This window comes from Mesorhizobium sp. B1-1-1 (assembly GCF_006442955.1).
Lineage (GTDB): Bacteria > Pseudomonadota > Alphaproteobacteria > Rhizobiales > Rhizobiaceae > Mesorhizobium.
In genome coordinates this window covers 175,122-198,408 of the sequence record NZ_VFWW01000008.1, presented here as the reverse complement: position 1 = coordinate 198,408, position 23,287 = coordinate 175,122, and the positions used below count along the sequence as shown (strand labels likewise).

Here is a 23,287-nt window from a genome sequence, read left to right as displayed (position 1 = left end):
AGGATCGCGCCCTAGCTGATTCCGAGATGGCTCTTCAGGCTTGGCACCGAGCCGAGCACTTCATTGGTGAGGTCAGGCCCGGCGGCGGCTTCGGCCTGTTGGATCAGCGCGGCGCCGGCCTGCCTGATCTGCGCCATATCGAGGCCGGAGGCCTTGAGCGCGGCGACGCCGTTGATCAGTGCGCCGGCCTTTTCGCCGAGAACACCGCCCAGCGCGCCTTGCAACGAGGACAGCAGGCCACCACCGCCGGCCGCGCCGGCGGCCATGACGTCGTATTGGCGGGCGAGATCGTCGGCGCCGGGAATCTTGGCGAAGAAACCCGAGACGTTGGTGCCTTCCGCCTCGTGCTCCAGCACCGAGAAGATGGTGCCGACGACTTTCTCGGTCGTTGCCTGGTCGAGGCCCGCCTTTTGCGAGACGGTGTTGACGATATCCTGGACGTTCATGGTCTCACCTCAAATTTGGGAATTTCGGGTCCGGGCGGTGGTCCCGGCCGATGCGAAGCTCGATCATCGACCGCCTGCCTGCGTCCGCAAGCCTGAAGCGTAATGCCTGAGCGGCGGCCAGGGCAAGGACGAACGCGCTGGTGAGGATCGGCATGGTCATCGGCGGCGCTCCTTCTGGTCGGGACGGGATGGGACGGGCATCGGTAGCACGCAGCTTCCCTTACCATTGTGGCAGTGCCGGCAGGATTTATCGGCGATGACCAAAAAGTGATGGGGCGGGCGCCGGCGTTGCCGGCTTCACTGGCTGCGGCCGATGCTTGCCGCTGCGCTCATCCAGGCTGGACCGGCCCAGCCGCGCCCCTATCTAGCTCCGGTGTTGAAGCCTGAAGCCGAGGAATGCGCCATGACCAAAGCAGCCGCCAGACCAGCAAAGCTTGGGATCACCCAGGCGATGATCGACGCCTATGACGAATACACGCATCTGACACTCGATCGCCGCCGCTTCATGGAGCAACTGACCCGGCTTGCGGGATCCGGGGCGGCGGCCGCGGCGATCGCGCCGATGCTGGCTGCCAACTCCGCCCAGGCGGCCATCGTCGCCGAGAACGATCCCCGCGTGAAAGGCCAGGAAATCGCCTATCCTGGCGCCGGCGGCGAGATGAAGGGCTATCTTGTCAAGCCGGCGGACCAGGCGGGCAAGCTCGGCACCGTCATCGTCATCCACGAAAACAGGGGGCTCAACCCGCATATACGCGACGTCGCCCGGCGCGTGGCGCTGGAGGGGTTCGTGGCGCTCGCTCCGGATTTCCTATCGCCACTCGGCGGCACGCCCGCCGACGAGGACAAGGCGCGCGACATGTTCACCAAGCTGGATCCGGCGCAGACCGTCGCCAATGGCGTCGCGACGGTGGCTTTCCTCAAGGCCGACAAGGACGGCAACGGCAAGGTCGGTGTCGTCGGTTTCTGCTGGGGCGGCGGCACGGCCAACATGCTCGCCGTGAACGCGCCTGATCTGGCGGCAAGTGTCGCCTATTACGGCATGCAGCCGAAGGCCGCGGACGTTTCCAAGATAAAGGCGGCGCTGCTGCTGCACTATGCCGGATTGGACGAACGGACCAATGCCGGCATCGACGCCTTCAAGAAGGAACTCGATGCCGCGCATGTCGAATACACGGTCTATGTCTATGAAGGCGCCAATCACGCCTTCAACAATGACACTTCGGCAGCGCGCTATGACAAGAAGGCGGCTGATCTCGCCTGGGGCCGGACCGTCGCCTTCCTGAAGGAGAAACTGGCTTAGCGGAGGATCTACTGCGTGCTCGCAGGCCTATGCAAGGCGACGCCGGCCACCACCAGCGCAATACCGATGCACTCGCTGATGCCGGGGATCTGGCGCAGCACGAGAATGCCGATCAGCGTCGCGGTGACTGGCAGCAGCGACAGCATCAGCGCGAAGCTCGACCGCGGCAGCCGCGCCATGGCGAGCTGGTCGCAGATATAGGGGATGACCGAGGAGCAGATGCCGACGCCGATGGCCGCCAGCAGCAGCGGCGCGGAGAAAAAGGCGGGCAACGCGTCGGTGAGGCCGATCGGCAGCACGACCAGGAAGGCCACGGCCATCGCGGCGCCGAGCCCGGCAATGCCGCCGCCGGCGCCTGAAGCGGCGACGCGGTGGCCAAGCACGATATAGCCCACAAACAGCGCGCCGTTGAGGAAGGCCCAGAACAGGCCGATAGGATCGCTGGACCATTTGACGTCGATCAGCAGCAAGGTGCCGGCCACGGCGACGGCAAGGGCAGCGAGATTGCGCGCGCTTCGGAGACCGACCAGCGCGACGCCGATGGTGCCGACGAATTCGATCGCGGCCACCAGCGAAATCGGCAGGCGGTCGAGCGCCAGATAGAAGGAGCAGTTCATCACTGCCAGACAGACGCCGAAGGCGAGCAGCAGCAGCCGTGTCGACCGATCGGCCTGGGCGAAGGTTCGCCACGGACGCGTCAGCGGCGCGAAGATCAACGCGGCGGTGGCGATGCGCAGCCAGGCCATGCCAAGCACGCTGATCTGCGCAAACAAAAGCACGGCGAAGGCAGGGCCGAGATAGTGGAACACGGCGCTGACGCAGAACCAGACATGCGGCGGCAGCGATGTCGGCAGGCTGGTAAAGGCCGCACCTGTGGGCGAGGTTTGGACTTGCGTCCGATCGTTCATCGGATCAGTATCCGCAGGTATTTTTTCCGTCTGATATGGGCAGTGGTCGTTCAGGGACCTCGGTCGCTTTCCGGATGCAAGGAGTTTTTGATGAAGCGCCTTCGAAACGAAAATCTCGACCTCGACGCGGTCGATCTGAAGATACTGCGCCTGCTGGAAAAAGATGCGCGCGCCAGCACGGCCGAGCTGGCGCGCGCCGTCGGCCTGTCGGCGCCGAGCGTGTCCGAGCGCATCAAGCAGCTTCAGGAGAGCGGCGTCATCGAAGCCTATTGCGTGCGGATCAATCCGGCGGCGCTTGGCCTGAACCTGTCGGCATGGCTGCGCATCCGGCCGGTGCCGGGGCAGCTCGCCGTCGTGGCCGAGATCATCCGCGACCTGCCCGAGATCGCGCAATGCGACCGGGTAACCGGCGAGGACTGTTTCATCGCGCTGGCGCATGTCGGCTCAATGGCCGAACTCGAACGGGTGATCGACCGCATCATTCCCTACGCGATGACCAACACGGCCATCATCCAGTCATCGCCGGTGGTGGCGCGCTCGCCGCTGGCGGCGATCAGGCGACAGGGTTGAGGTCAAACCCCTGGAATGTCGTCAACGGAAGTGGCCGCTCTACCCGCAGCGTCAGGCGTGGCCGCGCTTCATGCGGGCCTGCTTAAGGATGACGCGCCAGCGGATCATGTCGAAGGGGATCGGCTCATTGTTGTTGGCGATGTGGAAGATCTCGTTGTTGACGTTCTTCAGCGAGCGCCAGAAATCATAGTCGGTAATGCGCGGATCGGCGGCGAGCCTGTCCACCTCGACTTTGATATCGGTTTTCATGCACGTCCCCCGAATCGGCTATGCCCCGCCGCCCGTGTCGCTACTTCGATGCGGATCGTTTTCGAACGGCCCGCTGAGTCGCGCAACGGTCCAATCGGCTTGTTCCCGTTAAAACCTCGGTAAGGTTAACGCGGGCCCCGGGCGGGTTCAAGCCGTCTTGCGTTTGATGCCGATCGAGCGGCCTGCGCGTTCGGGCATCGGCAAGGCTGCGTGAGCGGCGCGCATCGCTTCGATCTTGGCCAGCACGTCGGCGGGAAAGGGGGCTACCTTGGGCCCGGACATGTCGACATGCAGTGCAAGCTGCTCGGACGTCGCGGCGAGCCAGCCGTCGGCATGGCGGATTTCCTGGTAGAACCGCAGCCGCTTCTCGTCATGGTCGATGAGCTGGAAGGAGACCGTGACCTTGTGGTCGAGATGCAGTTCCTGCACGTAGCAGACATGGACTTCGGCGGTGTAGATGGTGAGGCGACGGTTCTTGACATAGTCCAGCCCCATGCCCATCGCCTCGAAGGCTTCATCCGAACAGCGGTCGAACAGGACGTTGTAGTAGGCCATGTTGAGATGGCCGTTATAATCGATCCAGTCCTTCTCGATAGCCATTGGCTGAGAAACAAAAGGGGCGGGGATCGGCATGGCAACTTCCTTGTTCTGGTGCTGGACAGAGCGTGGTTGTAAGAGCGGTTCATCGTTCCACGGAAACGTCGGACCGCCTCTTTGATACAATTCCCCAGGGAAAGCGCTAGGCGCTTTTCCCGGGAAAACCGCTTCACACTTTTCCTGGAATTGCGTTAGGCATCATCCATAAATGCATGACAAGCATGGACACTGGTCCATTCGCGGAGGAATTCATGGCCCTGAGCGACCTCAATCCGGTCGAGCGCAACGAAGAAGGCATCGCCGCCGTGCTCGGCATCCTCAAGCAGCGGTTTGGCGAGCGCTTTCAGACCGGCCAGGCGGTTCGCTCCCAGCATGCGCATACGACAACCTACATCCCGACGCAGGCACCGGACGGCGTCGTCTTCCCGGAAACGACCGCCGAGGTACAGGAGATCGTGCGCGCCTGCGCCGCGCACCGCGTGCCGGTGATCGCCTTCGGCGTCGGCTCGTCGCTCGAAGGCCACACCAACGCGCCGGGCGGCGGCATCTCGGTCGACACTTCGCGGATGAACCGGATCCTATCGGTCAATCCGCAGGATCTCGACTGCACGGTCGAGCCCGGGGTGACTCGCGAGGATCTCAACCGGCATCTGCGCGACACCGGCCTGTTTTTTCCAATCGATCCCGGCGCCAATGCCTCGCTGGGCGGCATGGCTGCGACACGGGCCTCAGGCACCAACGCGGTGCGCTACGGCACGATGCGCGAGAACGTGCTGTCGCTGACGGCCGTCATGGCCGATGGCGAGGCGGTGACCACTGGCAAGCGGGCAAAAAAAAGCTCGGCCGGCTACGACCTGACACGGCTGCTGGTCGGCTCGGAAGGCACGCTCGGCATCATCACCTCGCTGACCTTGAGGCTGCAAGGGATTCCGCAGGCGATTTCCGGTGGTGTCTGCCCGTTTCCGAGCGTCGAAGCGGCTTGCAACGCCGTCATCGCGACGATCCAGATGGGCATTCCGGTGGCGCGCATCGAACTGGTCAACGCGCTGCAGATGCGGGCGATGAAGACATATTCCAAGCTCGACTATCCCGAAAGCCCGTGCCTGTTCGTCGAATTCCATGGCAGTGATGCCGGCGTTGCCGAGCAGGCCGAGACCTTCGGCATGATCGCCGAGGAGAATGGCGGCGGACCGTTCCTGTGGACCAGTGTCGCCGAGGAGCGCACCAAACTTTGGAAGGCCAGACATGACGCCTATTGGTCGTCGCTGACGCTGCGGCCAGGCGCCAAGGGCCTGTCGACCGACGTCTGCGTTCCGATCTCGCGTTTTGCCGAATGCGTCACCGAAACCGAGGCCGATATCGCCGAAATGGGGCTTGTCGCGCCGATCGTCGGCCATGCCGGCGACGGCAATTTCCACGTCCTGGTGCTGATGGACGTGAACGACCCGAAGGAAATCGCGCTGTCGGAAAAGTTCGTGGCGCGGCTCAACATGCGGGCCATCGCCATGGAGGGCACCTGCACCGGCGAGCACGGCATCGGCCAAGGCAAGATTGGCTTCCTGCGCCATGAGCTCGGCCACGGCGTCGACATCATGCGCACGATCAAGCAGGCGCTCGATCCGCTCGATATCATGAACCCGGGCAAGATCCTGCCGGCTGCCGAGTAGACGCCGTCATCGGCTCGTCTTGACCCCACCTCCAATCGGGCCGAGACTCCGTGTGCTGAAGGCCCAGAAGACGGGCAACCCAAGCGGAGGAGTGGTGTCATGGCGATTTCACGCAAGGAAGAAGCGCGCGCGCTGAGTGCCGACGAACACGAGCTGGTGGAAAAATCGCACCATCCGGCGGTCCAGGACCTTTCTGACGCCGATCTGTCCGGCCTCGTCAAACGCCTTCGGGAGCGGCGCGACAAGGCGCAGACCGAGGCGCATCGACGCCGGCGCGAAATCCGGGGCAAGGGCACACCGAAAGGGGCTGTCGCTTCAAAGGCCGATGGCGGCTCTCAGTTGAAGCTTGCGATGCTGGCGACGGCCATGCGGCGGTTGAATGGCGAGGCCGAACGGCGCCGCCAGTTGACGGCGCGCGTCTCATTGGTCGACAGCGCGCGCAAGGCGCTGGCCCTGAAGCAGAAAGCGCCGACGGATGGTCCAGCGTTCAACGCGCGCACTGCGCACAAGGGCATGCGAGCGGTGGCAAACCAGAGGACGCCGAATCTGGTTCGGCCGGCTGAGCTCGGCCGACAACGCAAAGCGGCCAAGGTGGCGCAGGCAAAGCGCGACGCGCGTTGAATTCGCACTGATGACGCCGATGATCGCGTGCTGATCTCCGCAGCACGCCGAAGCACGACAAACGCTTCTCCGCCGGCACGTGGTCGGTAGGCCGCTTTGCTGTGTGCGTCGTTTACCGAGTGGCCAACTTCTCTGGCGCTGCCTCGGCAAGCACCTGCAGCATCGGCCGTGTCGGTGCGAAGAATGTCGTGCCGGTGTGAGGGGTGGAGAAATCAAGCAGCCGGTCGTAGGCGCCGGGCGGGTCGCCGACATACATGCGCTGCAGCATCTTCTCGATCACCCAGAGATATCTCGAATAGCCGATGAAGTAGGTGCCGAATTCCCGTTGCCCCGGCCGGCCGAACGGCATGTTGTCGCGCAATATGTCATGTTCGGTGCCGTCGGCATCCTCGATGGTGGCGAGCGACTTGTGCGATTTGCGCGGCGCTTCGTCATCATCGATTTCGATGTTGTCGATCTTGGTTCGGCCGATGATCGCCTCCTGCACGGGCGTGGGGATTCGCGCCCACGCTTGGAGATCGTGCAGGTATTTTTGAACGACGACATAGCTGCCGCCGGCAAAATCGGGATCTTCGTCGCCAACGAGCGCCGAGGCGGGCAGATCGAGGCCGGTGGGGTTGGCTGTGCCGTCGACGAAACCGAGCAGGTCGCGGGCATCGAAATAACGAAACCCCGAGACTTCGTCGACGACGGTCACGCCGGCACCAAGCCTGTCCAGCAGGATACGCTCGAACTCGAAGCACATGTCTGGCCGCTCGGAGCGGATATGGAAGAGAAGGTCGCCCGGCGTCGTGGGCGCGGCGTGAACCGCACCCTTGATCGGCGTGAACCGCTTCAACTCCGCCGGCCGCCGGCCGGGGTTGAGCCGGTTCCATAGATCGTGGCCGATGCCGGCGATGCAGGACAGGCGGCCGCCGAGGTCGCGGAACCCGACAGTCTTGACCAGGTCGTCAAGGTCGCCGAGTACGGAACAAACCTTTCCGAGAACCGCCTGTTCATCGGCTATGGTGACGACAAGGAAAATCGCTGATTGCGAAAGCGGCGCGTCGACGCTCTGCGCATCGATCGGCACACGGTCCCAGTTCTTCCCCGACATCCCCAATTCTCCGCTTTTCCAGGATTGTTTCAGACGATCCCGGATCGGAAAACGCCGCGACCGGAACAGGGCGAGGACGCCCAAAGCAAGGTATCGCGATCAAGAGCGACCGCGCAACATCGAACGCCGTCCATGGTTGTCGCCGACGACGATCGAATTGCCTCTTTATCGACACGCGGATGCAGGTAGAGTGCGGCTGATTTCAACCAAACCGTTCGGAACTGATGCTCGCACGCCTGTTCGTGATCTTTGGTGGCCTGTTCGTGCTGGTGCTGTGCGCGGCGCTGGTGGGGCCGTATTTTGTCGACTGGTCCGGCTATCGGGCGCAGTTCGAGCGCGAAGCGAGCGCCATTCTCGGCCGCAAGGTGACCGTGCAGGGCGACGCCACGGCGCGCTTGTTGCCGTTTCCGTCGGTAACCTTCTCCAATGTCGCCGTTGCCGGCGGCCCCGCCGGCCAGCCGGCGATGACCGTCGAGACGTTTTCGATGGATGCGGAACTGGCGCCGTTCCTGCGTGGCGAGGTGCTGATTTTCGACATGCGGCTGGTGCGGCCGAAAGCGACGATCGACATCGCCGCCAATGGCACCGTCGACTGGGCGATGCGGCCGTCCTCGCCCTTCAACCTCAACCAGATCTCGATCGAGAAGCTGACGGTGACGGAAGGGCAGATCGAGCTGCGTCATGCCGCCGGCGGACGCAGCCACACCATGTCCGAGATCAATTCGACCATTTCGGCCAAATCGCTGGCGGGCCCGTGGCGCATGGATGGCACGTTGAGGTTCGACGGCCTGCGCACGACGGTTGCCGCCACTACCGGCAAGGCCGAAGCCAACGGCCAGATGCGGTTTCGGCTCAAGGCCGATCCCGACGCGTATCCGCTGGTCATCGAAACCGACGGCAATGCCGGCATCGTCAACGGCGCCGCCATCTACTCCGGACAGTTCAAGATTTCCGGCGCCGATAAGAACTCAGCCCAGTTGCGGGGCACCGATGGCGAGACGGTGAAGGTCGGCACCGGCAAGTCCAATCCCGGCTTTCGGGTTAACGGCAAGTTCGCGCTCGATCACCAGAAGCTCGGCATCGATGAATTCCGCTTCGAGACCGGACCCCTCGACAATCCCTATACCGCCGACGGCAAGGCCTCGATCGATCTCGGCCAGAAGCCGAGCTTCGCCATCGAGGCCAATGGCGCGCAGGTGCAGTTCGACGAGGCCGTGGGTGCGGCAGGCGCCGGCCTGACACTGGATCAGCGCATTGCCGGACTGGAACAGGCTTTGCTCGACCTGCCCAAGCCGACCATTCCCGGAACGGTCGAGGTCAGGTTGCCGGCCGTGGTGGCCGGTGACACCACGGTTCGCGACGTTCATCTTTCCGCCGAGCCGGTCGATGGCGGCTGGTCGGTGAAATCGCTCGCCGCGACACTGCCCGGCCGCGCCACGCTGGAGGCCGACGGCCTGCTCAGCGTCGAGAACCATTTCGGCTTCACCGGTTCGCTGCTGCTGGCGGTGGCGCAGCCTTCCGGCTTCGCTGCCTGGTTGTCCAAGGACGTCGACGAGGCGATCCGGCGTCTGCCCGCCGCCGGCTTCCGGGCTAAAGTCGATCTCTCCGAAAAGCGCCAGGCCTTCAGCGATCTCGAACTGGTCCTGGGCAAAGCGATGTTTTCCGGCCGCATCGATTCCAGCCAGCCCGACGACGCCAGGCCCTCGGTGCTGATGCGGCTGGAAGGCGGCGATCTCGATGTCGACGGGCTAGCGGCCTTCGCTTCGATCTTCATCAGTGACAAGGGCGCCAACCGATTTGCCGACCGCGACCTCGATTTCCAGATCAAGGCGGGACCGGTCAGTGCCGGAGGCTTGACCGCCGACACGGTCGACACCGCGCTCAGGCTGCGCGACGGGCTGCTTGAGATCGACCGGCTGTCGGTGGGCGGGCTGGCTGGCGCGTCGATCAGCGCCACAGGCCGGATCAAGGATTTCCCAGCGAGCCCGACCGGCAAGCTTGACGCCTCCGTGGTCGCCGTCGACCTGAAGCCGCTGATAGACGTGGCGGCGCAGCACTATGCCGACAATGCCGTGCTCAAGGGACTGGCAAGCCGCGCCGCTGCTTATCCCGACCTGTTCCAGGACTCGCGCGTCGATCTTGTGGTGAGTGCTGCCGACAATGGCGACGGCACAACAGGGCTTGCTGTGAGCGGGCAAGGCAAGGCCGGCGGATCGTCCTTTTCCGCCTCGCTGTCGGGGAAGGGAGCGGTCGACAAGCTTCTTGAAGCGCCTGTGGCGCTGACCTTCAATGCCAGGAACCCCGACGCCACAGCGCTGCTGGCACTTTACGGCTTGCCGGCACTGCCGCTCGGCATGCTCGGCGAGGCAAGCACCGACATCCAGGCCAAGGGCACGCTGGGCGGCGGCCTGGCGACGAGCTTCAGCCTTGCCGGCAACGACTTCAACGCCGGTTTCGACGGCACCGTAGCCGACACGCCGCAAGGTCCGGTCGCGAAGGGCAAGGTCAGCCTCGATACGGCCGACATCGAGCCCTGGCTGATGACATCGGGCATAGGCCTGCCGGGCATGGGGACAGGCACGTCGACGTCGCTCACCGCGCAGGCCGATTACGGCAACGGCCTACTGGTGCTCTCCGGCCTCAACGCCGCCATCAACGAATCTGCGGTGTCGGGTGACGTGAACATCGACGTCAAGGAGGGGATTGACGGCAAAGATGGCGTGCCGCATCTGGCCGGCTCGCTGGCGCTCGACGAACTTGATCTCGACCCGATGGCGGTGGCGCTGTTCGGCGATTCCGCGTTCACGGACAAGAGCGGAGACAACAACGGCGGTGTGTGGCCGTCGGCCCCGTTCAGCCAGAAATCCAGCCTTCCATTCACGGCCGATCTCGACTTGACCACGGCTTCCCTTGCCGCAGGGCCATTCGCGACCGCCTATGACGCGGCCTTGTCGCTGAAGCTCGACCAGGAAGGCATCCGCGTGTCCGATCTCAAGGCGAAATTCCTTGGCGGTGCGCTGACCGGCCTGTTCGAATTGAAAAACAATGACGGCACTGGGCTTTTCACCGGCCAGATGAAGCTCGCGGACGCCGATCTGCCAGCCTTGCTGCCGGATGCCGGCATCGGCGGCAAGGGGGATGTCTCCGCGGCGTTTTCGACAAGTGGCAAATCGGTCGACGCGATGGTTGCCGCTCTGTCGGGTTCGGGCACGGCGGCGCTGAAGGGCGTCACGGTCGCCGGCGTCAATCCCAATGCGTTCAGCACCTTCCTCGCCAAGGCGGACGCGATCGGCCGCGATATCGATGCAGCCAAGACCGCCGGCTTCGCGCCCGCTATCGCGGCAGATGGCAGTTTCGCGGCAAAGGATACCGACATCGCCTTCACCATTGCAGGTGGCACGCTGCGAGCGCCGCCGATCAGCCTCGAAAATCCTTCGGCGACCTTGTCCGCCGACATCACGGCGGACCTCAATGCCGATACGGTCTCCGCCAAGGGCGCGGTCACCTACCGGCCCGGCGACGAAGCGCTCGTCGGTTCCGAACCGGCGATGAATTTCAGCGTCGAGGGGCCGTTCGGCGCCGTCAAACGGCAGTTCGACAGCGAACCGCTGGCGCAGTTCCTGACCCAGCGCGCGCTCGAGAAGGAGCAGCAGCGGGTCGAGGCGATGCAGGCCGCGTTGCTGGAGAAGCAGCGGCTGCGGCGCGAGGTGCGCTATTACGCTGCGTTGCAGGACCAGCGCGACAAGGCGGCCGAGGAGCTGCGACAGCAGGAGGAGGCGGCGCGGCTGAAGGCCGAGGCCGACGCCAAGGCGAAAGCCGAGGCGGAAGCTCAGGCGCGAGCCGAAGCAGAGGCCAGGGCCAAAGCGGATGCCGAGGCAAAGGCCAAAGCCGAGGCGGATGCCAAGGCAAAGGCCGAGGAGGCGATGCGGACCGCCTCGCAGGAGAAGGCAAGGCTGGAAGCAGAGCGCAAGGGCGCCGAGCAGGCGCCGAACCCGGAACGGGCGCCGCCGCCGGTGGCCAACGACAATCCGCCTCCGGCCAAACCGCAGTTCAATCCGTCTACGATCGACAATTTGCTGAAGTCTTTGCAGTAGGGCAGTAGGGCAGTAGGGCAGTAGGGCAGTAGGGCAGGGGATTTCCCTCGATCGTTCAAAGAACGAGCAGTTCGGCGCTGTCGGCGACGTAGCGGGCGTGACGAAAATCGCGGATGGCGGCAAGCTTGCCCTCCTGCCAGACCAGCAGGATGAAATAGGCTGGTCGCGCAGCCGGGTCGTTGCCGTCGTGAACGAGGACCACCGGCCTGTCCTCGACGAATCCCGGCACGAAACGCCAATCGCGGAGGCGGGAATAGTTGTGGAAATAGGTAGCCACTTCCTTGGGTCCGGTAAACCGCGTCCTGGCCACCAGCTCCAGGCGAACTTCATCGGCGAGCATGTCGCGCACGGCGTCGAAATCACGGGCGTTGAAGCGATCGATATAGGCTTCGAGCAACAGGCGTTCAGAGACGCCCAGCCTGGGAACCGGCCGATCCTCGGGCTCGGCGGCGAGCTGGCGCAAGCGGCCGCGGCCACGATGCAGCGCCGCCTTGACGGCCGGGACGCTGGTGTCCAGCGCGGCGCTGATCTCTTGCAGCGAATAACCCAGAACGTCCATCATGATGACGCTGCTGCGCTGCGCGACGGGCAGGCGCATGAAGGTGTGCAGGCCGGCGGCAGCGGCCTGACGGTCGAAGGTGGCGTTGGCCGGGTCGACGATCGTGTCCGGATCCTCATCGGAAAAGGCCTTTTCGCGGGCTCGCCGGCGCAGAAAATCGAGTGCCGTGTTGTGCGCGATGCGGAACAGCCAGCCCTCCGGATTTGCGATCTGGCCGGCGTTCGGCAAAGCCTCGAACGCCTTGGCCAGCGCTTCCTGCAACACGTCCTCGCCGTCGAAGACGGAACCCGTCATGCGCGCGCAATAGCGGTGCAGCTTTGGGCGCAACTCCCCAAGCAGGCGTTCGATGAGCGCGCGGTGCCCGCCAGGAATGAGGATGTTCATACGCCCGCCGTTCTCCACATCGCTTGACCGCGCCTAGAGCAATTCCAAGAAAAGTGTGTGCGGTTTTCTGTCCAGAATTGCGTCAAAACAAAGAGTTAGGGCGGTTCGCTGTTTCCATGAAACGGTGAACTGCTCTAGTGGTCCAGCATCCGGTAACTGCCCACCACCGTCATCGCCTCGCGATGCGGAGGCTCGATGCAGCGATCCCTGATGCCGTTCTGAAAAGTCGCGAATGCCGCTAGCCCCGGAAGGGTGCCGGCCTGCTCCTCGGTTGCCGCCTCGACCAGATGGAAGAAGGTACCGTCGCCGGACCGCCATGTCATGTAGCGAAACCCTTCGGGCGATTTATCCCGCAATTCCTGGAACACGGCCTTGACCAGCCGCTCGTTCTCGTCGACCAGCTCCGGTTTGGTCCTGTAACGTATCAAATGGTGTTTCATCTTGTCTGTTCCTTTGCCGGCCCTGCACCTTGCAGGTCGCTCATGTCCGAGACGAAGCGGCGGAGCCAAAGGATTCGGGGTTTCCGGAATTTTTTTATGCGGCCCCTTATGTCCCATCTTCCCGATGGTAGCCGGGCTTCGCAAGAGTTGAATGGACGACGGCGCGTTGCTGACGGCTGTCGCGATCTCATCGTGCGCTCACCGTCGATCGAGGACGGTATGTCGGGCCTGTGGTTGGGCCAACAACGCCCGGGCCATGCGCGGCAGTTATTCGACCAGAACGCGCGCTTCCCTCGCGGCTTCGACAAAAGCATCCCTGGCGGTATCGGCCGATACGCCGCCGTTCATGGCCTGTCGGCACGCCCGCAGCGCAGCCTTATGCTTGATGCTTCCCGCATCGCGCCAGTGATTGGTAAGAAGGTCGAGAGCTTGTTCGGCATTGGACAGATTTCGAACGTCGCCAGTAACGCCTGTGGAAACCGGGACTGCCTTGGAAAACCAGATGTTGTACATGGCATAGCCTCCATTCAGCTAGGTTGCGAAACTTGTCTCTAGAGCGTGTCGCGGTCCTTTCGGGCGAGCACGCTCCTCAGCATGGGTTCGATGCGCGAAAGCTCGTCGAGATGCACGGCCGACAAGTCGGCGAGGCAGGCATCGGCCCGCTCGGTCAGTTGCAGCAGCACCTTGCGCTGGTCCTCCTTGTCCTGATCTCTGACGATCAGCCCGGCCTCGCACAGGCGGTTGACCAGTTCGACGGCGCTATGATGGCGGATGCGCAAGCGTTCGGCGAGGTCGCCGATAGCTACCGGGCCTCCGCCGGGAAAACCCTTTATGGCGAGCAGTGCCTGATGTTGGCGCGGCGTCAGACCGGCGTCTTCGGCCTGTAGCTGGCTGAATTCCAGGAAGCGGCGGATCAGATAGCGGAACTCCGACAGCCGCTGGTAATCGGCCTGGCTGATGGCGGGGCGGGGTTTTTGCGGATGCGACATACCAGACATGTGTTGTCATTCCGGCCAAAGCTCAAACGATTTCGGGCCAAGCCCGCTTGAATATTTATATCGTATTACGATACATAGCCGCCGGCAAAGCCGTTTTGACGGTTTGCCGATCCTCCAACAGCGACACGCCACGGAAAGCAGGCAGGCAATGAAGACCGAACAGGGCAGTCCCGGACATCTGCGCGATTTCACCACCGACGCCAGGGTGTTGCTGATCGCTGGCATCGCGGTGGTGGTGGCGACGGCCGCGCTGTTTGCCGGCATCATCCTGCTGAAATTGATCCGGCTCGCCACCAACGTCGCCTATTTCGGTCAATTCACGCTCGCCGATCTGAAACTGGAGGACACGCCGCTTGGCTATGCCGCCGTCGCCGTGCCGGTGATCGGCGCACTCATCATCGGCCTGATGGCGCGCTACGGCAGCGAGAAGATCCGTGGCCACGGCATTCCAGAAGCGATCGAAGCGATCCTGCTCGGGCGCTCGCGGCTGGACGCCAAGGTCGCGGTGCTGAAGCCGCTGTCGTCGGCGATCTCGATCGGCTCCGGTGGCCCGTTCGGCGCCGAGGGCCCAATCATCATGACCGGCGGCGCCATCGGCTCGCTGATCGCGCAGATGCTGCCGGTCAGCGACAATGAGCGCAAGACGCTGCTGGTGGCGGGCGCTGCCGCGGGCATGACCACCGTGTTCGGAACGCCGATCGCCGCCATCATGCTGGCGGTGGAACTGCTTCTGTTCGAGTGGACGCCGCGCAGCTTCATTCCGGTGGCGGTGGCTGCCATCGTGGCGGAGGTCGAGCGCACCATGCTGCACATGCCGGGACCGATCTTTCCGTTTCAGGGCGGCATGGCGATTTCCTTTGCCGGTCTTGGCGGTTGGGTCCTGATCGGTATTGCGGCCGGCCTCCTGTCTGCCTTGCTGACGCAGATGGTCTATGCCTGCGAGGACGGTTTCCAGAAACTGCCGATCCACTGGATGTGGTGGCCGATGCTCGGCGGCCTCGTCGTCGGCATTGGCGGCCTGATCGAGCCGCAGGCGCTCGGCGTCGGCTACGACAACATATCCAACATGCTGGACGGCCGCACGATTGCGACGGCAGCACTCCTGTTGTTGGTGGTGAAAGCGGTCATCTGGTCGGTGGCGCTGGGCTCGGGAACGTCGGGCGGCGTGCTGGCGCCACTGCTGATCATGGGCGGCGCGATGGGCGCGGTGCTCGCCGGCTTCCTGCCGGCGGCCGATCCCGGCTTCTGGGCGCTGCTGGCGATGGCGGCGACCATGGGCGGCACGATGCGCGCGCCGCTGACGGCGACCTTCTTCGCGGTCGAATTGACCGGCAACACGCATGTGCTGGTGCCGCTGATCGCGGCCTGCGCCGCCGCCCATGCGGTGACGGTGCTTTTGATGAAACGTTCCATCCTGACCGAGAAGATCGCCAGGCGAGGGCATCATCTGGTGCGCGAATACCGGGTCGATCCGTTCGCGCTGACCAGGGTGCACGAAGTGATGACCACGCAGGTCCAGAGCGTGCCGGCGACGATGACGCTGCATGGCGCAGCGGCATTCCTGACCGCGCCGGAGACGCGTCATCCGAGCTTCCCGGTCATTGACGGCAACAGGCAGGTGCTCGGACTCATCGATCCACCGGCGATCCTGCGCTGGCGGCGTGCCGGCAAGCACCGGACGACGACGCTCGGCGAATTACTGGCCGGCAGCAAGGTGACGCTTGCCTATCCCGATGAATATCTGGAAGGCCTGTCGGACAAGCTCCTGATGGCCAACGTGTCGCATCTGCCGGTCGTGGCACGCGACGATGGAACGCTGGTCGGTTACGTCGGCTGGAAGGACCTGATGCGCGTCAGATCCAGGAAACAGGCGGAAGAGCGCGATCGCACGGCCCTGCTGGGGTTCGGCACCCGCCGCGGGAAACAGGAGGGCGCTGCCTGACGGCGTCCGGCATCAGGCGCGGCCGCGCTTCGCCCAGGCCAGTACATGGATCCGGAGCGCCGAGGACAGATTGGTGTCGCGCGGCCGGTTTTCGTCGACTTCCGCGACCAGCGCGGCAAGGGGCAGATTGCGCGCGACGGCGATGGCGACAAGGTCGTCAAAAAACGGCTTTTCGAGCGAATAGCTGGTGCGGTGGCCACGGATCGTCACCGAGCGTTTTTCGACCGGGCTCACCTGAAGCTCATTTGGGGTCCGGATCGTGCGGCGGTTGACGCCGATGGCCTGCGACGAAAGCCTCGGCCTTCTCGGCAACCAGGCGGTCGCGTTCCTTCTCTGCCCCGGAGCGGCCGTACAGGGCGCGGTTCTGGCTGGCCGTGCGTTCCTTCTCCAGCCTTGCCTTCTGCTTGCGAGCCTGGCGCAGATTGACGATGTCGGCCATGACGCGCGACCCGAAGGCTTATTTCTTGCGGAAGGCGTCGAGCGAGACGACTTCGGCGCCCTTGGCGGCATCGGCATCGGCCGCCTTCTTCTCGGGTTCGGCGGCCTTCTTCTCAGCCTTCGGTTTTTTCTCGGAGACGATGGCGAGCGGTTCGGACGCCGGCTGGGAAGCTGGCTCGTCATCTGACTGGCCTTCGGTCTTGACGTCGAATTCGAGTTCGAAGTTAACCGACGGATCGTAGAAGCCGCGCACCGCCGAGAACGGGATTTCGAGTTTTTCCGGCACGTCCGAGAAGGAGAGCCCGACCTCGAAACCGGTCTCGGTGACCTTCAGGTCCCAATACTGGAACTGGATGACGATGGTCATCTGCTCCGGATAGCGCTCGCGCAGCCGCGAAGACACGCGCACGCCCGGCGCGCCGGTCAGGAAGGTGATGAAGAAATGATGGTTGCCGGGGAGGCCGGTGCGCGCGACCTCGGCCAGGACCTTGCGCATGACGCCGCGCAACGCCTCCTGGGCCAGAATGTCATAGCGGATGTGGTCGTCGGCCATGTGGCGGTCGGGTTCCGTTGAATCGTCCGCATAGCTGTAATCAAGCTTGAGCGCGGCGTAAACCGCATATAGACCGCCGCCGCGAGGAAGCGAGGACGATTGCCGAGATTTGATCGCGGAAGCCGGCTTGCGTCACCCGCAAATGTCACGCGTTGGCAAGCGCGGCGTGTTTCTTGACGCTGGTCGGGGAGGGGCGCTTGCCGAAAGCGCGCAGGAAGGTGCGCACGCCATTTGTCGCCGATTGCACGACCTCGTCCTCAGCCGGGGTGCCGCCGAGCATGAAGGTCGTCTGCAATTCAGCATTGACGAGGCCGAGGAACTGCCGCGCCGCGACGTCGGGGTCGTCGATCGCGAGGTAACCGCCATAGGCAAGGCGGGCGAAGCGGGCGGCGATTGCCGGCCATGTCCTGCCAGGACCCTGTTCGCGCCATTCGGCGAACAGTTCGGGGTAGCGCTCGCCTTCGGTCTGGATCAGCTTGCGCAGGAATTTTCCGTCGCGGTTGCAGATGCAGTTCTGGTTCAGGCGCACGGCAAAGCCGATCAGATCCGCTTCCAGATCCCTCGGCTGGTCCGGGAACGTGGCGATGGTGGCGAAGATGCCGGCATTGCAGCGCTCGGTGAGATCGCGGACTACGGCGATGAAGAGCTTTTCCTTGTCGCCATGGTGGTTGTAGACGGTCTGGCGCGAGACACCCGCCTCGGCGGCGATCAGGTCGATATTGGCGCCGGCAAAGCCCTCGCGGCAGAACACGGAAGCGGCTGCGTCGACCACCGAGATGCGCTTGGCCTCGTGGCTGCGTGGCGGGAAACTGTCAGGAGAAACACCCGGTCTCATGAAAATCTATATAGAGGTGATTGACGATTTAGACAAGACTGTCTAAATTTGTGGACACGCTATAAGAGGTTCACCTCTGGACAGGCGAACAATTCGCTCTCGGAGAGTCGGAATCCCACGGGATCGAACGTCCTGGGGTCAGACGTCGCCTTGCGGCGGCAACCAGATTCGAAAGAAGCCAACATCATGAGTCCCAAATTCCTCCGCATCGCGGTCGTGCTCGGCCTGTTGTCCGCCATCGGGCCCTTCGCCATCGATATGTATCTGCCCGCATTGCCCTCGATCGGCGCGGATCTCAACGCCGGCACCGCAGCCGTGCAGATGAGCCTTTTGATCTTCTTCCTGTCGATGGGCTTCGGCCAGATCGTCGTCGGGCCGATCTCCGATATGGTCGGACGCAAGCTGCCGCTCTATGGCGGTCTTGCGCTGTTCATGGTCGGCGGCGTCGGTTCGGCATTGGCGCCGACCATCGAATGGCTGATCGCCTTCCGTTTCCTGCAGGGCCTTGGCGCCAGCGCCGGCATGGCCATTCCGCGCGCGATCGTGCGCGACCTGCACACTGGCAACGAAGCCGCCAAGCTGATGTCGTTGCTGATGCTGGTGTTCTCGGTATCGCCGATCCTGGCGCCGCTGACCGGCAGCCAGATCATCGAGAGTTTCGGCTGGCGCGCCGTGTTCTGGACCGTCACGGCCGCAGCGGTGCTAGCAACCATCCTGCTCGCGACCTCGCTCAAGGAGACGCGGCCGGCTGAAGAACGCGCCGGTTCTTCCTTTGGCACCGCCCTTTCAGGCTACCGTTTCCTGATGGGGGACCGCAATTTCCTCGGCCTGGTGGCGATCGCGGGCTTCGGCATTGCGAGCTTCTTCGTCTATCTGTCGAGCTCGTCCTTCATCCTGATCGACCATTACGGCCTGTCGCCTTCGGTCTATAGCGTGTTCTTCTCGATCAATGCCGTCGCCTTCATCGGCATGTCGCAGCTCACCGGCCTGCTTTCCGAGCGTTTCGGGCTCAAGCGGGTGGTGTGGGTGGCGGTGACCGGCTACGCCACGACGATGGTGGCACTGTTCGCTGTCATGGCTTCCGGTGTGGACCGGCTGGATGTGATGGCGGCGCTGCTGTTCGTCGGCTATGGCTTTCTCGGCCTGGTCATTCCGACCACCTCGGTATTGGCCATGGAGGAGCATGGCGAGATCGCGGGCACGGCTTCGGCGCTGATGGGCACGCTGCACTTCGCCATCGGTGCGCTCGCCATGGGTGTCGCGGGCATCTTTTTCGACGGCACGCCGTTGCCGATGGTCGCCGGCATCACGCTCTGCGCGGTGATCTCCTTCACCCTGGCCAAGATCACGCTCGGCCGTTCGCGCGAGGCCGTCGAAGCGCCGGCGGAGTAGGCAATCGCCAATAAATTGAAAGAGGCCGGGAAATTGAAAGAGGCCGGGGCGATCCCGGCCTTTTTCATGCCAATCCCGTTTCGTCCAGCATGAAGCGCAGCCGTGTCTCGACAGGCGCCAGGGGCAGCCGTACCAGTTCATAACCGAGTTCGGCATAGACGCCGACCAGCGCGTGACAGGTACGCTCGGCTTCGTCGAGCGTTTGCTTGCGTTCTTCATCCTGCGTGAAGATTTCGGGCCAAGGCGGGGCAACGAAGACACGAGGGTTGTAGCGGCAACGCTTCGCTGCGATGCCGACGTGATCGGGCACCGGCAGACCGCTGAGGCGGAGATAGCCCAGCGTGTCGGGCACGCCACGATCGAGGAAGACCGGTCCTTCCTGTTCGATCGCGGCTTGGTACGAGCGCATCTCCCAGGACAGCATCAATTCGGCAAACAATGCGCGATCGCTCCAAGGCAAAGCGGAGCCGCCAATGGCGGACTGGTCGCGAATGATGCCGCGTCCGGCCTCGACCGAGGTGGCGAACCCTGCACGGCGCAAGGCTTCGATCAGTGCGGTCTTGCCGGAGCCCGGACCGCCGGTCAGCACGAAGAATCGGTCGGAATTGTTTTGCATTTTTTTACCCATGACGAAGGAGGCACGCGGCTCCACTGCGTCGTCTCCCATGGGCCGAACGAAGTCTGGCCGGCGCGAGCGTGCCGTTGCGCGTGATGCAGATGAAAAAGGGGGAGAAGTGGAGGTTTCTGTTGCCAGGTACCTCCGAACCCCGCCTAGAAGTGCGAACCCCTAGGGCTTGATTTGAAGCTATCGCACTGCATTAAGCAGCGAGACGTGCTTCCGCATAGTTGTCGTTGGCAACTATAAGTTTAGCCCGATGACGGTGGTACAATGCCGGGCAAAAGTACGATCTTTACACCTTCGTCGATCCTATTTCGCCCCCAGCAAAAGCCGCTCCGTCTTCCAGAGCGGTTTTTGGTGGAGGCGCCGGGTACCGCCCCCGGGTCCGAACGGCTTATTTCATCGCCAGTTTATCGCCATAGTCGGTCAAGCCGACGAAGCGAATATAGGGGCCCATCGCCAGAAATGAAAGACCGCAATGTGCTTTGTCCCTGTGTCAAAATGCGACGCGGCAGGGTTGACTTGGGAACGGTCTCAACCGAAGCTTTGCCGCGGTGAGGAGTTACCGACCGAGCGCACGAGTTGCGGAGCGCGCCACAGCCCTCATCGACCGGATCCGTGGCGCCGACGAGGGGAATTTTGATGGCCGACTATCTTGCAGACGTGAAGAAATACGACGCCGCGGCGAGTGCGGAAATTGTCGAGAAGATCGTCAAGCATCTGGGGATCGCGCTCAGGAACCGCGACTCCTCGCTGGTGTCCTGCACCGATCCCAAAGAACTCGAGCGCGTCCGGGAAAACTGGGTCGGCAAGAAGCTCGGCGTCGCCGATGCGGCTAAGGCAGATGCTGCGATCGAGAAGACCTGCAAGGCGATGGCCGCAGACAGCACCAAGAATCGGGTAACTTTTTACTACCTCGTTGCCAAGGACCTGGGAAAGCTCGGTTCGCTCTGAGAATTCCGTGCTCGCGCGGCTGCTGAAGCGCGCCGCTGGTTTGTAACGGGCACGGCTTGTGCTGCCCCTCATCTGGCTGCCGCCATCCTCTCCCCGTATAGAGACGGGGAGAGGAATGCTGTCACCGATGGTTTCGCCAATTGCCGGCGTTGCAAGACGGACACCGAGGCTGCGGCCAGTTTGCTTGGATGTCGGCGCAGACGCCGAAACAGTGATGAGGCAAGCGTCGCCTGCGCCGTTTTGATGTGTTCGGCCGCCTGTCTAGCAGCTATAATGCTCGCACAATCGAATCGAGCCGAACCGATGCGCCAGTATCTCGACCTTCTGCAGCACGTGCTGGATCATGGCGCCGACCGCGGCGACCGCACGGGCACGGGCACGCGCTCCGTGTTCGGCTACCAGATGCGCTTCGATCTGGCGCGCGGCTTTCCCGCCACCACCACCAAGAAGCTGCACCTGAAATCGATCATTCATGAGCTTTTGTGGTTCCTGGCCGGCGAAACCAATATCAAATATCTGACCGACCATGGCGTTTCCATCTGGGACGAATGGGCTGACGAGAATGGCGACCTTGGCCCCGTCTATGGCAAGCAGTGGCGTTCCTGGCCGGACGGCCATGGCGGGTCGATCGATCAGATAACCAATCTTGTGAAAGAGATACGCCGCAATCCTCAATCGCGGCGGCTGATCGTTTCGGCCTGGAATCCGGCCGAGGTGGAGGCGATGGCGTTACCGCCATGCCATTGCCTGTTCCAGTTCTACGTCTCGGAAGGCCGGCTTTCCTGCCAGCTTTACCAGCGTTCCGGCGACATCTTCCTCGGCGTTCCGTTCAACATCGCCTCCTACGCCCTGCTGACGCTGATGGTGGCGCAGGTGACCGGCCTGAAGCCCGGTGATTTCGTCCATACGCTCGGCGACGCACATCTTTATTCGAACCATTTCGAGCAGGCGCGCGAGCAGCTGCGGCGCACGCCAAGAACGCTGCCGACCATGTGGATCAACCCTGAAGTGAAGGATCTCTTCGCCTTCCGCTTCGAGGATTTCCGGCTGGAAAATTATGTCGCCGACGCGACGATCAAGGCGCCGATCGCGGTCTGAACCGCCGGCGCAACCTTGCCGACCTGATGTCTCGAGGCCGTGGCGATGGTGGTGCCTCGCCGGTACGTCGTTTTGATATCTTTTCGACAAGATCGGTCGACCTTACCCTCAGGCCAGGAGATTTCCGGGGAGGCGTCCATGCGACTGCCAGCAGCGGTATTTGCGCTCGTCTTTGTCTTCGCTTTCAATGGCCGCGCATTTGCCGAGTGCGGGTGTGAATGCATCAACAACAGCATGAAGCCGTTCTGCGACGATCCAGCTGCGAAGCTGCCAAACTGTCCCCGCGCGACTTGCAAGCCCGCTGACGCAGAGGGGAATGACCTTCCCGCAAGCGCCATATCAAGCGAGACGCGGTATGTCTGCAAAGTGCGGATGGTGAAGACGCCGGAAGGCTCGTTTCGACACACACTTATCTGCATTTAGACATTGTCTCGCCTCTCCCAATAGATCACGGCGGCGACAGCTATGTCGCCCAAAAGTGACCGCGGTTTTGGGGGAACGACGCGCTTTAGAAGATTTCAGCCTTGGTTCCGTCGAGGGCAACGGGCGCCGATTTTCTTGTGACGTCTTCGTCTGCCTTTCGCTGTATCCGTGCTGGTCTATCGCAGGTCGCGATGACGCCGCGCATTCAATGGCGACGCTGGGCGAAAAACCTTTCCTTGTTATATTCATCCGGATATATCGGATGGCAGGCTTCGAGCAGGCCGGATGCCAACTCAGGGAGAGCTTCATGACGCGCAACGGTTTTGCAGTGGCGGCGGTCGCCATTGGTGGCTTCGCGGCGGCGTGGACGGCAGCAGTGCCGGCGGCGCGCGCGCAAGACGAGGTCGTGGTGTTTGCGGCCGCCAGCCTCAAGGACGCGCTCGACGCGGTCAACAAGGCCTGCGCGGCTGATGTCGGCGAAGCGGCGACCATCTCCTACGCGGCGAGTTCGGCGCTCGCCAAGCAGATCGAAAGCGGCGCGCCGGCGGACGTCTTCATCTCGGCCGATCTCGACTGGATGAAGTATCTTTCCGACAGGAAGCTGACCAAGCCCGATACCGAAGTGAAGCTGCTCGGCAACCAGATCGTGCTGGTGGCGCCGAAGGATTCGGGCGTTGAAGCCAAGATCGAAAAGGGTTTTGATCTGGCCAAGCTGGTCGGCGACGGCAAGCTCGCCATGGGCGACCTCAAGGCTGTGCCGGCTGGCAAATACGGCAAGGCCGCGCTTGAATCGCTCGGCGTCTGGTCCTCGGTCGAGGGCAAGGTGGCGCAGGCCGAGAATGTGCGTGCGGCACTCAAGCTGGTCTCGACGGGCGAAGCGGCTCTCGGCATCGTCTATGCCACGGACGCGCATGCCGAAAAGGGCGTCAAGGTGGTTGGTGTTTTCCCCGAGGATTCACATCCGCCGATCATCTATCCGGTTGCCCAAACGGCTGATTCGAAGGACAAGGACACGCCTGCCTTCCTGAAGTGCCTGCGGACGGCAAAGGCCTCGGATCTATTCAAGGAGCAGGGTTTCACGGTCCTTGCGCCTGTCAACTAGGA

At 63.2% G+C, this 23,287-nt stretch carries 25 protein-coding genes and 1 other RNA gene; 10 read left to right on the top strand and 16 right to left on the bottom strand.

Annotated elements, in window-relative coordinates:
• Window positions 1-11 precede the first annotated feature (11 nt).
• On the bottom strand, window positions 12-446 hold the full coding sequence (locus FJ986_RS18370; protein WP_140664700.1) for a hypothetical protein: 435 nt from the start codon (window positions 444-446) through the stop codon (window positions 12-14).
• Between the two features lie 4 nt (window positions 447-450).
• Window positions 451-606 (bottom strand): hypothetical protein, encoded by a 156-nt coding sequence (locus tag FJ986_RS30500; protein ID WP_181168351.1) that lies wholly within the window; start codon window positions 604-606, stop codon window positions 451-453.
• A gap of 243 nt (window positions 607-849) precedes the next feature.
• Here FJ986_RS30500 and FJ986_RS18365 point away from each other — a divergent pair, with 243 nt between their 5' ends.
• A complete protein-coding gene (locus FJ986_RS18365; protein WP_140559539.1) occupies window positions 850-1,746 on the top strand; it encodes a dienelactone hydrolase family protein in 897 nt (298 codons plus the stop codon).
• Between the two features lie 8 nt (window positions 1,747-1,754).
• On the opposite strand, the gene FJ986_RS18360 is transcribed toward FJ986_RS18365, so the two are convergent.
• The gene (locus FJ986_RS18360; protein WP_140675368.1) at window positions 1,755-2,654 is read right to left on the bottom strand and encodes an EamA family transporter; all 900 of its coding nucleotides are present in this window, start codon (window positions 2,652-2,654) and stop codon (window positions 1,755-1,757) included.
• A gap of 90 nt (window positions 2,655-2,744) precedes the next feature.
• Between FJ986_RS18360 and FJ986_RS18355 the strand changes: the two genes are divergently transcribed.
• A complete protein-coding gene (locus FJ986_RS18355) occupies window positions 2,745-3,224 on the top strand; it encodes an Lrp/AsnC family transcriptional regulator (protein ID WP_140495284.1) in 480 nt (159 codons plus the stop codon).
• Window positions 3,225-3,275: 51 nt separating this feature from the next.
• On the opposite strand, the gene FJ986_RS18350 is transcribed toward FJ986_RS18355, so the two are convergent.
• Both FJ986_RS18350 and FJ986_RS18345 read right to left on the bottom strand, forming a co-directional pair.
• Window positions 3,276-3,473 (bottom strand): hypothetical protein, encoded by a 198-nt coding sequence (locus FJ986_RS18350; protein ID WP_140495286.1) that lies wholly within the window; start codon window positions 3,471-3,473, stop codon window positions 3,276-3,278.
• Between the two features lie 147 nt (window positions 3,474-3,620).
• The gene (locus FJ986_RS18345; RefSeq protein ID WP_140495288.1) at window positions 3,621-4,106 is read right to left on the bottom strand and encodes a thioesterase family protein; all 486 of its coding nucleotides are present in this window, start codon (window positions 4,104-4,106) and stop codon (window positions 3,621-3,623) included.
• A 215-nt stretch (window positions 4,107-4,321) separates the two neighbouring features.
• Between FJ986_RS18345 and FJ986_RS18340 the strand changes: the two genes are divergently transcribed.
• Window positions 4,322-5,737, top strand: coding sequence for an FAD-linked oxidase C-terminal domain-containing protein (locus FJ986_RS18340; RefSeq protein ID WP_140521185.1), 1,416 nt, complete (start codon window positions 4,322-4,324; stop codon window positions 5,735-5,737).
• A gap of 99 nt (window positions 5,738-5,836) precedes the next feature.
• Window positions 5,837-6,358, top strand: a complete 522-nt coding sequence (locus tag FJ986_RS18335) for a hypothetical protein (RefSeq protein WP_140495292.1) — start codon at window positions 5,837-5,839, stop codon at window positions 6,356-6,358.
• Between the two features lie 112 nt (window positions 6,359-6,470).
• Here FJ986_RS18335 and FJ986_RS18330 read toward each other — a convergent pair whose 3' ends face one another.
• Window positions 6,471-7,454 (bottom strand): Dyp-type peroxidase, encoded by a 984-nt coding sequence (locus tag FJ986_RS18330; protein ID WP_140495294.1) that lies wholly within the window; start codon window positions 7,452-7,454, stop codon window positions 6,471-6,473.
• 224 nt (window positions 7,455-7,678) lie between these two features.
• Between FJ986_RS18330 and FJ986_RS18325 the strand changes: the two genes are divergently transcribed.
• Complete coding sequence (locus tag FJ986_RS18325; RefSeq protein ID WP_140648725.1) at window positions 7,679-11,548, top strand: AsmA family protein; 3,870 nt, start codon at window positions 7,679-7,681, stop codon at window positions 11,546-11,548.
• Window positions 11,549-11,603: 55 nt separating this feature from the next.
• Here FJ986_RS18325 and FJ986_RS18320 read toward each other — a convergent pair whose 3' ends face one another.
• The 4 genes from FJ986_RS18320 to FJ986_RS18305 form a co-directional block, all read right to left on the bottom strand.
• Entirely contained in the window at window positions 11,604-12,491 is an 888-nt protein-coding gene (locus tag FJ986_RS18320) for a sigma-70 family RNA polymerase sigma factor (RefSeq protein ID WP_140623158.1), read from the bottom strand.
• Window positions 12,492-12,625: 134 nt separating this feature from the next.
• A complete protein-coding gene (locus FJ986_RS18315; RefSeq protein WP_140495300.1) occupies window positions 12,626-12,931 on the bottom strand; it encodes a hypothetical protein in 306 nt (101 codons plus the stop codon).
• A gap of 267 nt (window positions 12,932-13,198) precedes the next feature.
• A complete protein-coding gene (locus FJ986_RS18310) occupies window positions 13,199-13,444 on the bottom strand; it encodes a DUF982 domain-containing protein (protein WP_140675365.1) in 246 nt (81 codons plus the stop codon).
• A gap of 38 nt (window positions 13,445-13,482) precedes the next feature.
• Window positions 13,483-13,929: a MarR family winged helix-turn-helix transcriptional regulator gene (locus tag FJ986_RS18305; RefSeq protein ID WP_140623160.1), complete on the bottom strand. Its 447-nt coding sequence runs from the start codon at window positions 13,927-13,929 to the stop codon at window positions 13,483-13,485.
• A 148-nt stretch (window positions 13,930-14,077) separates the two neighbouring features.
• Here FJ986_RS18305 and FJ986_RS18300 point away from each other — a divergent pair, with 148 nt between their 5' ends.
• Complete coding sequence (locus FJ986_RS18300; RefSeq protein ID WP_140675363.1) at window positions 14,078-15,871, top strand: chloride channel protein; 1,794 nt, start codon at window positions 14,078-14,080, stop codon at window positions 15,869-15,871.
• 12 nt (window positions 15,872-15,883) lie between these two features.
• Here the strand turns inward: FJ986_RS18300 and FJ986_RS18295 are convergent, their stop codons facing one another.
• The 4 genes from FJ986_RS18295 to FJ986_RS18280 form a co-directional block, all read right to left on the bottom strand.
• Window positions 15,884-16,105, bottom strand: a complete 222-nt coding sequence (locus FJ986_RS18295; RefSeq protein ID WP_140516531.1) for a ribbon-helix-helix domain-containing protein — start codon at window positions 16,103-16,105, stop codon at window positions 15,884-15,886.
• A 7-nt stretch (window positions 16,106-16,112) separates the two neighbouring features.
• A complete protein-coding gene (locus FJ986_RS18290) occupies window positions 16,113-16,310 on the bottom strand; it encodes a DUF4169 family protein (protein ID WP_140675360.1) in 198 nt (65 codons plus the stop codon).
• A gap of 18 nt (window positions 16,311-16,328) precedes the next feature.
• On the bottom strand, window positions 16,329-16,862 hold the full coding sequence (locus FJ986_RS18285; RefSeq protein ID WP_140495312.1) for an SspB family protein: 534 nt from the start codon (window positions 16,860-16,862) through the stop codon (window positions 16,329-16,331).
• A 145-nt stretch (window positions 16,863-17,007) separates the two neighbouring features.
• On the bottom strand, window positions 17,008-17,697 hold the full coding sequence (locus tag FJ986_RS18280; RefSeq protein WP_140495314.1) for a TetR/AcrR family transcriptional regulator: 690 nt from the start codon (window positions 17,695-17,697) through the stop codon (window positions 17,008-17,010).
• A 186-nt stretch (window positions 17,698-17,883) separates the two neighbouring features.
• Here FJ986_RS18280 and FJ986_RS18275 point away from each other — a divergent pair, with 186 nt between their 5' ends.
• Window positions 17,884-19,089 carry a multidrug effflux MFS transporter gene (locus FJ986_RS18275; RefSeq protein ID WP_140516527.1) on the top strand — a complete coding sequence of 402 codons (1,206 nt, stop codon included), beginning with the start codon at window positions 17,884-17,886 and terminating at the stop codon, window positions 19,087-19,089.
• A gap of 64 nt (window positions 19,090-19,153) precedes the next feature.
• Here the strand turns inward: FJ986_RS18275 and FJ986_RS18270 are convergent, their stop codons facing one another.
• Both FJ986_RS18270 and ssrA read right to left on the bottom strand, forming a co-directional pair.
• Window positions 19,154-19,705: an AAA family ATPase gene (locus tag FJ986_RS18270; protein ID WP_140521178.1), complete on the bottom strand. Its 552-nt coding sequence runs from the start codon at window positions 19,703-19,705 to the stop codon at window positions 19,154-19,156.
• Between the two features lie 117 nt (window positions 19,706-19,822).
• Window positions 19,823-20,183, bottom strand: a transfer-messenger RNA (tmRNA) gene (ssrA, locus tag FJ986_RS18265).
• A gap of 167 nt (window positions 20,184-20,350) precedes the next feature.
• Between ssrA and FJ986_RS18260 the strand changes: the two genes are divergently transcribed.
• The 3 genes from FJ986_RS18260 to modA all read left to right on the top strand — a co-directional run bounded on the left by FJ986_RS18260 (window position 20,351) and on the right by modA (window position 23,285).
• The gene (locus FJ986_RS18260; RefSeq protein WP_140675357.1) at window positions 20,351-20,662 is read left to right on the top strand and encodes a DUF2853 family protein; all 312 of its coding nucleotides are present in this window, start codon (window positions 20,351-20,353) and stop codon (window positions 20,660-20,662) included.
• Window positions 20,663-20,965: 303 nt separating this feature from the next.
• A complete protein-coding gene (locus tag FJ986_RS18255; protein WP_140648961.1) occupies window positions 20,966-21,760 on the top strand; it encodes a thymidylate synthase in 795 nt (264 codons plus the stop codon).
• 730 nt (window positions 21,761-22,490) lie between these two features.
• Complete coding sequence (gene modA, locus FJ986_RS18250) at window positions 22,491-23,285, top strand: molybdate ABC transporter substrate-binding protein (protein ID WP_140564223.1); 795 nt, start codon at window positions 22,491-22,493, stop codon at window positions 23,283-23,285.
• Window positions 23,286-23,287 lie beyond the last annotated feature (2 nt).

Coding starts and splice junctions, on each gene's coding strand:
- FJ986_RS18355 (WP_140495284.1), top strand. CDS start 2,745: ATGAAGCGCCTTCGAAACGAAAATCTCGACCTCGACGCGGTCGATCTG.
- FJ986_RS18345 (WP_140495288.1), bottom strand. CDS start 4,106: ATGCCGATCCCCGCCCCTTTTGTTTCTCAGCCAATGGCTATCGAGAAG.
- modA (WP_140564223.1), top strand. CDS start 22,491: ATGACGCGCAACGGTTTTGCAGTGGCGGCGGTCGCCATTGGTGGCTTC.
- FJ986_RS18350 (WP_140495286.1), bottom strand. CDS start 3,473: ATGAAAACCGATATCAAAGTCGAGGTGGACAGGCTCGCCGCCGATCCG.
- FJ986_RS18285 (WP_140495312.1), bottom strand. CDS start 16,862: ATGGCCGACGACCACATCCGCTATGACATTCTGGCCCAGGAGGCGTTG.
- FJ986_RS18270 (WP_140521178.1), bottom strand. CDS start 19,705: ATGCAAAACAATTCCGACCGATTCTTCGTGCTGACCGGCGGTCCGGGC.
- FJ986_RS18370 (WP_140664700.1), bottom strand. CDS start 446: ATGAACGTCCAGGATATCGTCAACACCGTCTCGCAAAAGGCGGGCCTC.
- FJ986_RS18365 (WP_140559539.1), top strand. CDS start 850: ATGACCAAAGCAGCCGCCAGACCAGCAAAGCTTGGGATCACCCAGGCG.
- FJ986_RS30500 (WP_181168351.1), bottom strand. CDS start 606: ATGACCATGCCGATCCTCACCAGCGCGTTCGTCCTTGCCCTGGCCGCC.
- FJ986_RS18300 (WP_140675363.1), top strand. CDS start 14,078: ATGAAGACCGAACAGGGCAGTCCCGGACATCTGCGCGATTTCACCACC.
- FJ986_RS18330 (WP_140495294.1), bottom strand. CDS start 7,454: ATGTCGGGGAAGAACTGGGACCGTGTGCCGATCGATGCGCAGAGCGTC.
- FJ986_RS18340 (WP_140521185.1), top strand. CDS start 4,322: ATGGCCCTGAGCGACCTCAATCCGGTCGAGCGCAACGAAGAAGGCATC.
- FJ986_RS18335 (WP_140495292.1), top strand. CDS start 5,837: ATGGCGATTTCACGCAAGGAAGAAGCGCGCGCGCTGAGTGCCGACGAA.
- FJ986_RS18325 (WP_140648725.1), top strand. CDS start 7,679: ATGCTCGCACGCCTGTTCGTGATCTTTGGTGGCCTGTTCGTGCTGGTG.
- FJ986_RS18260 (WP_140675357.1), top strand. CDS start 20,351: ATGGCCGACTATCTTGCAGACGTGAAGAAATACGACGCCGCGGCGAGT.
- FJ986_RS18360 (WP_140675368.1), bottom strand. CDS start 2,654: ATGAACGATCGGACGCAAGTCCAAACCTCGCCCACAGGTGCGGCCTTT.
- FJ986_RS18310 (WP_140675365.1), bottom strand. CDS start 13,444: ATGTACAACATCTGGTTTTCCAAGGCAGTCCCGGTTTCCACAGGCGTT.
- FJ986_RS18275 (WP_140516527.1), top strand. CDS start 17,884: ATGAGTCCCAAATTCCTCCGCATCGCGGTCGTGCTCGGCCTGTTGTCC.
- FJ986_RS18280 (WP_140495314.1), bottom strand. CDS start 17,697: ATGAGACCGGGTGTTTCTCCTGACAGTTTCCCGCCACGCAGCCACGAG.
- FJ986_RS18305 (WP_140623160.1), bottom strand. CDS start 13,929: ATGTCTGGTATGTCGCATCCGCAAAAACCCCGCCCCGCCATCAGCCAG.
- FJ986_RS18320 (WP_140623158.1), bottom strand. CDS start 12,491: ATGAACATCCTCATTCCTGGCGGGCACCGCGCGCTCATCGAACGCCTG.
- FJ986_RS18290 (WP_140675360.1), bottom strand. CDS start 16,310: ATGGCCGACATCGTCAATCTGCGCCAGGCTCGCAAGCAGAAGGCAAGG.
- FJ986_RS18315 (WP_140495300.1), bottom strand. CDS start 12,931: ATGAAACACCATTTGATACGTTACAGGACCAAACCGGAGCTGGTCGAC.
- FJ986_RS18255 (WP_140648961.1), top strand. CDS start 20,966: ATGCGCCAGTATCTCGACCTTCTGCAGCACGTGCTGGATCATGGCGCC.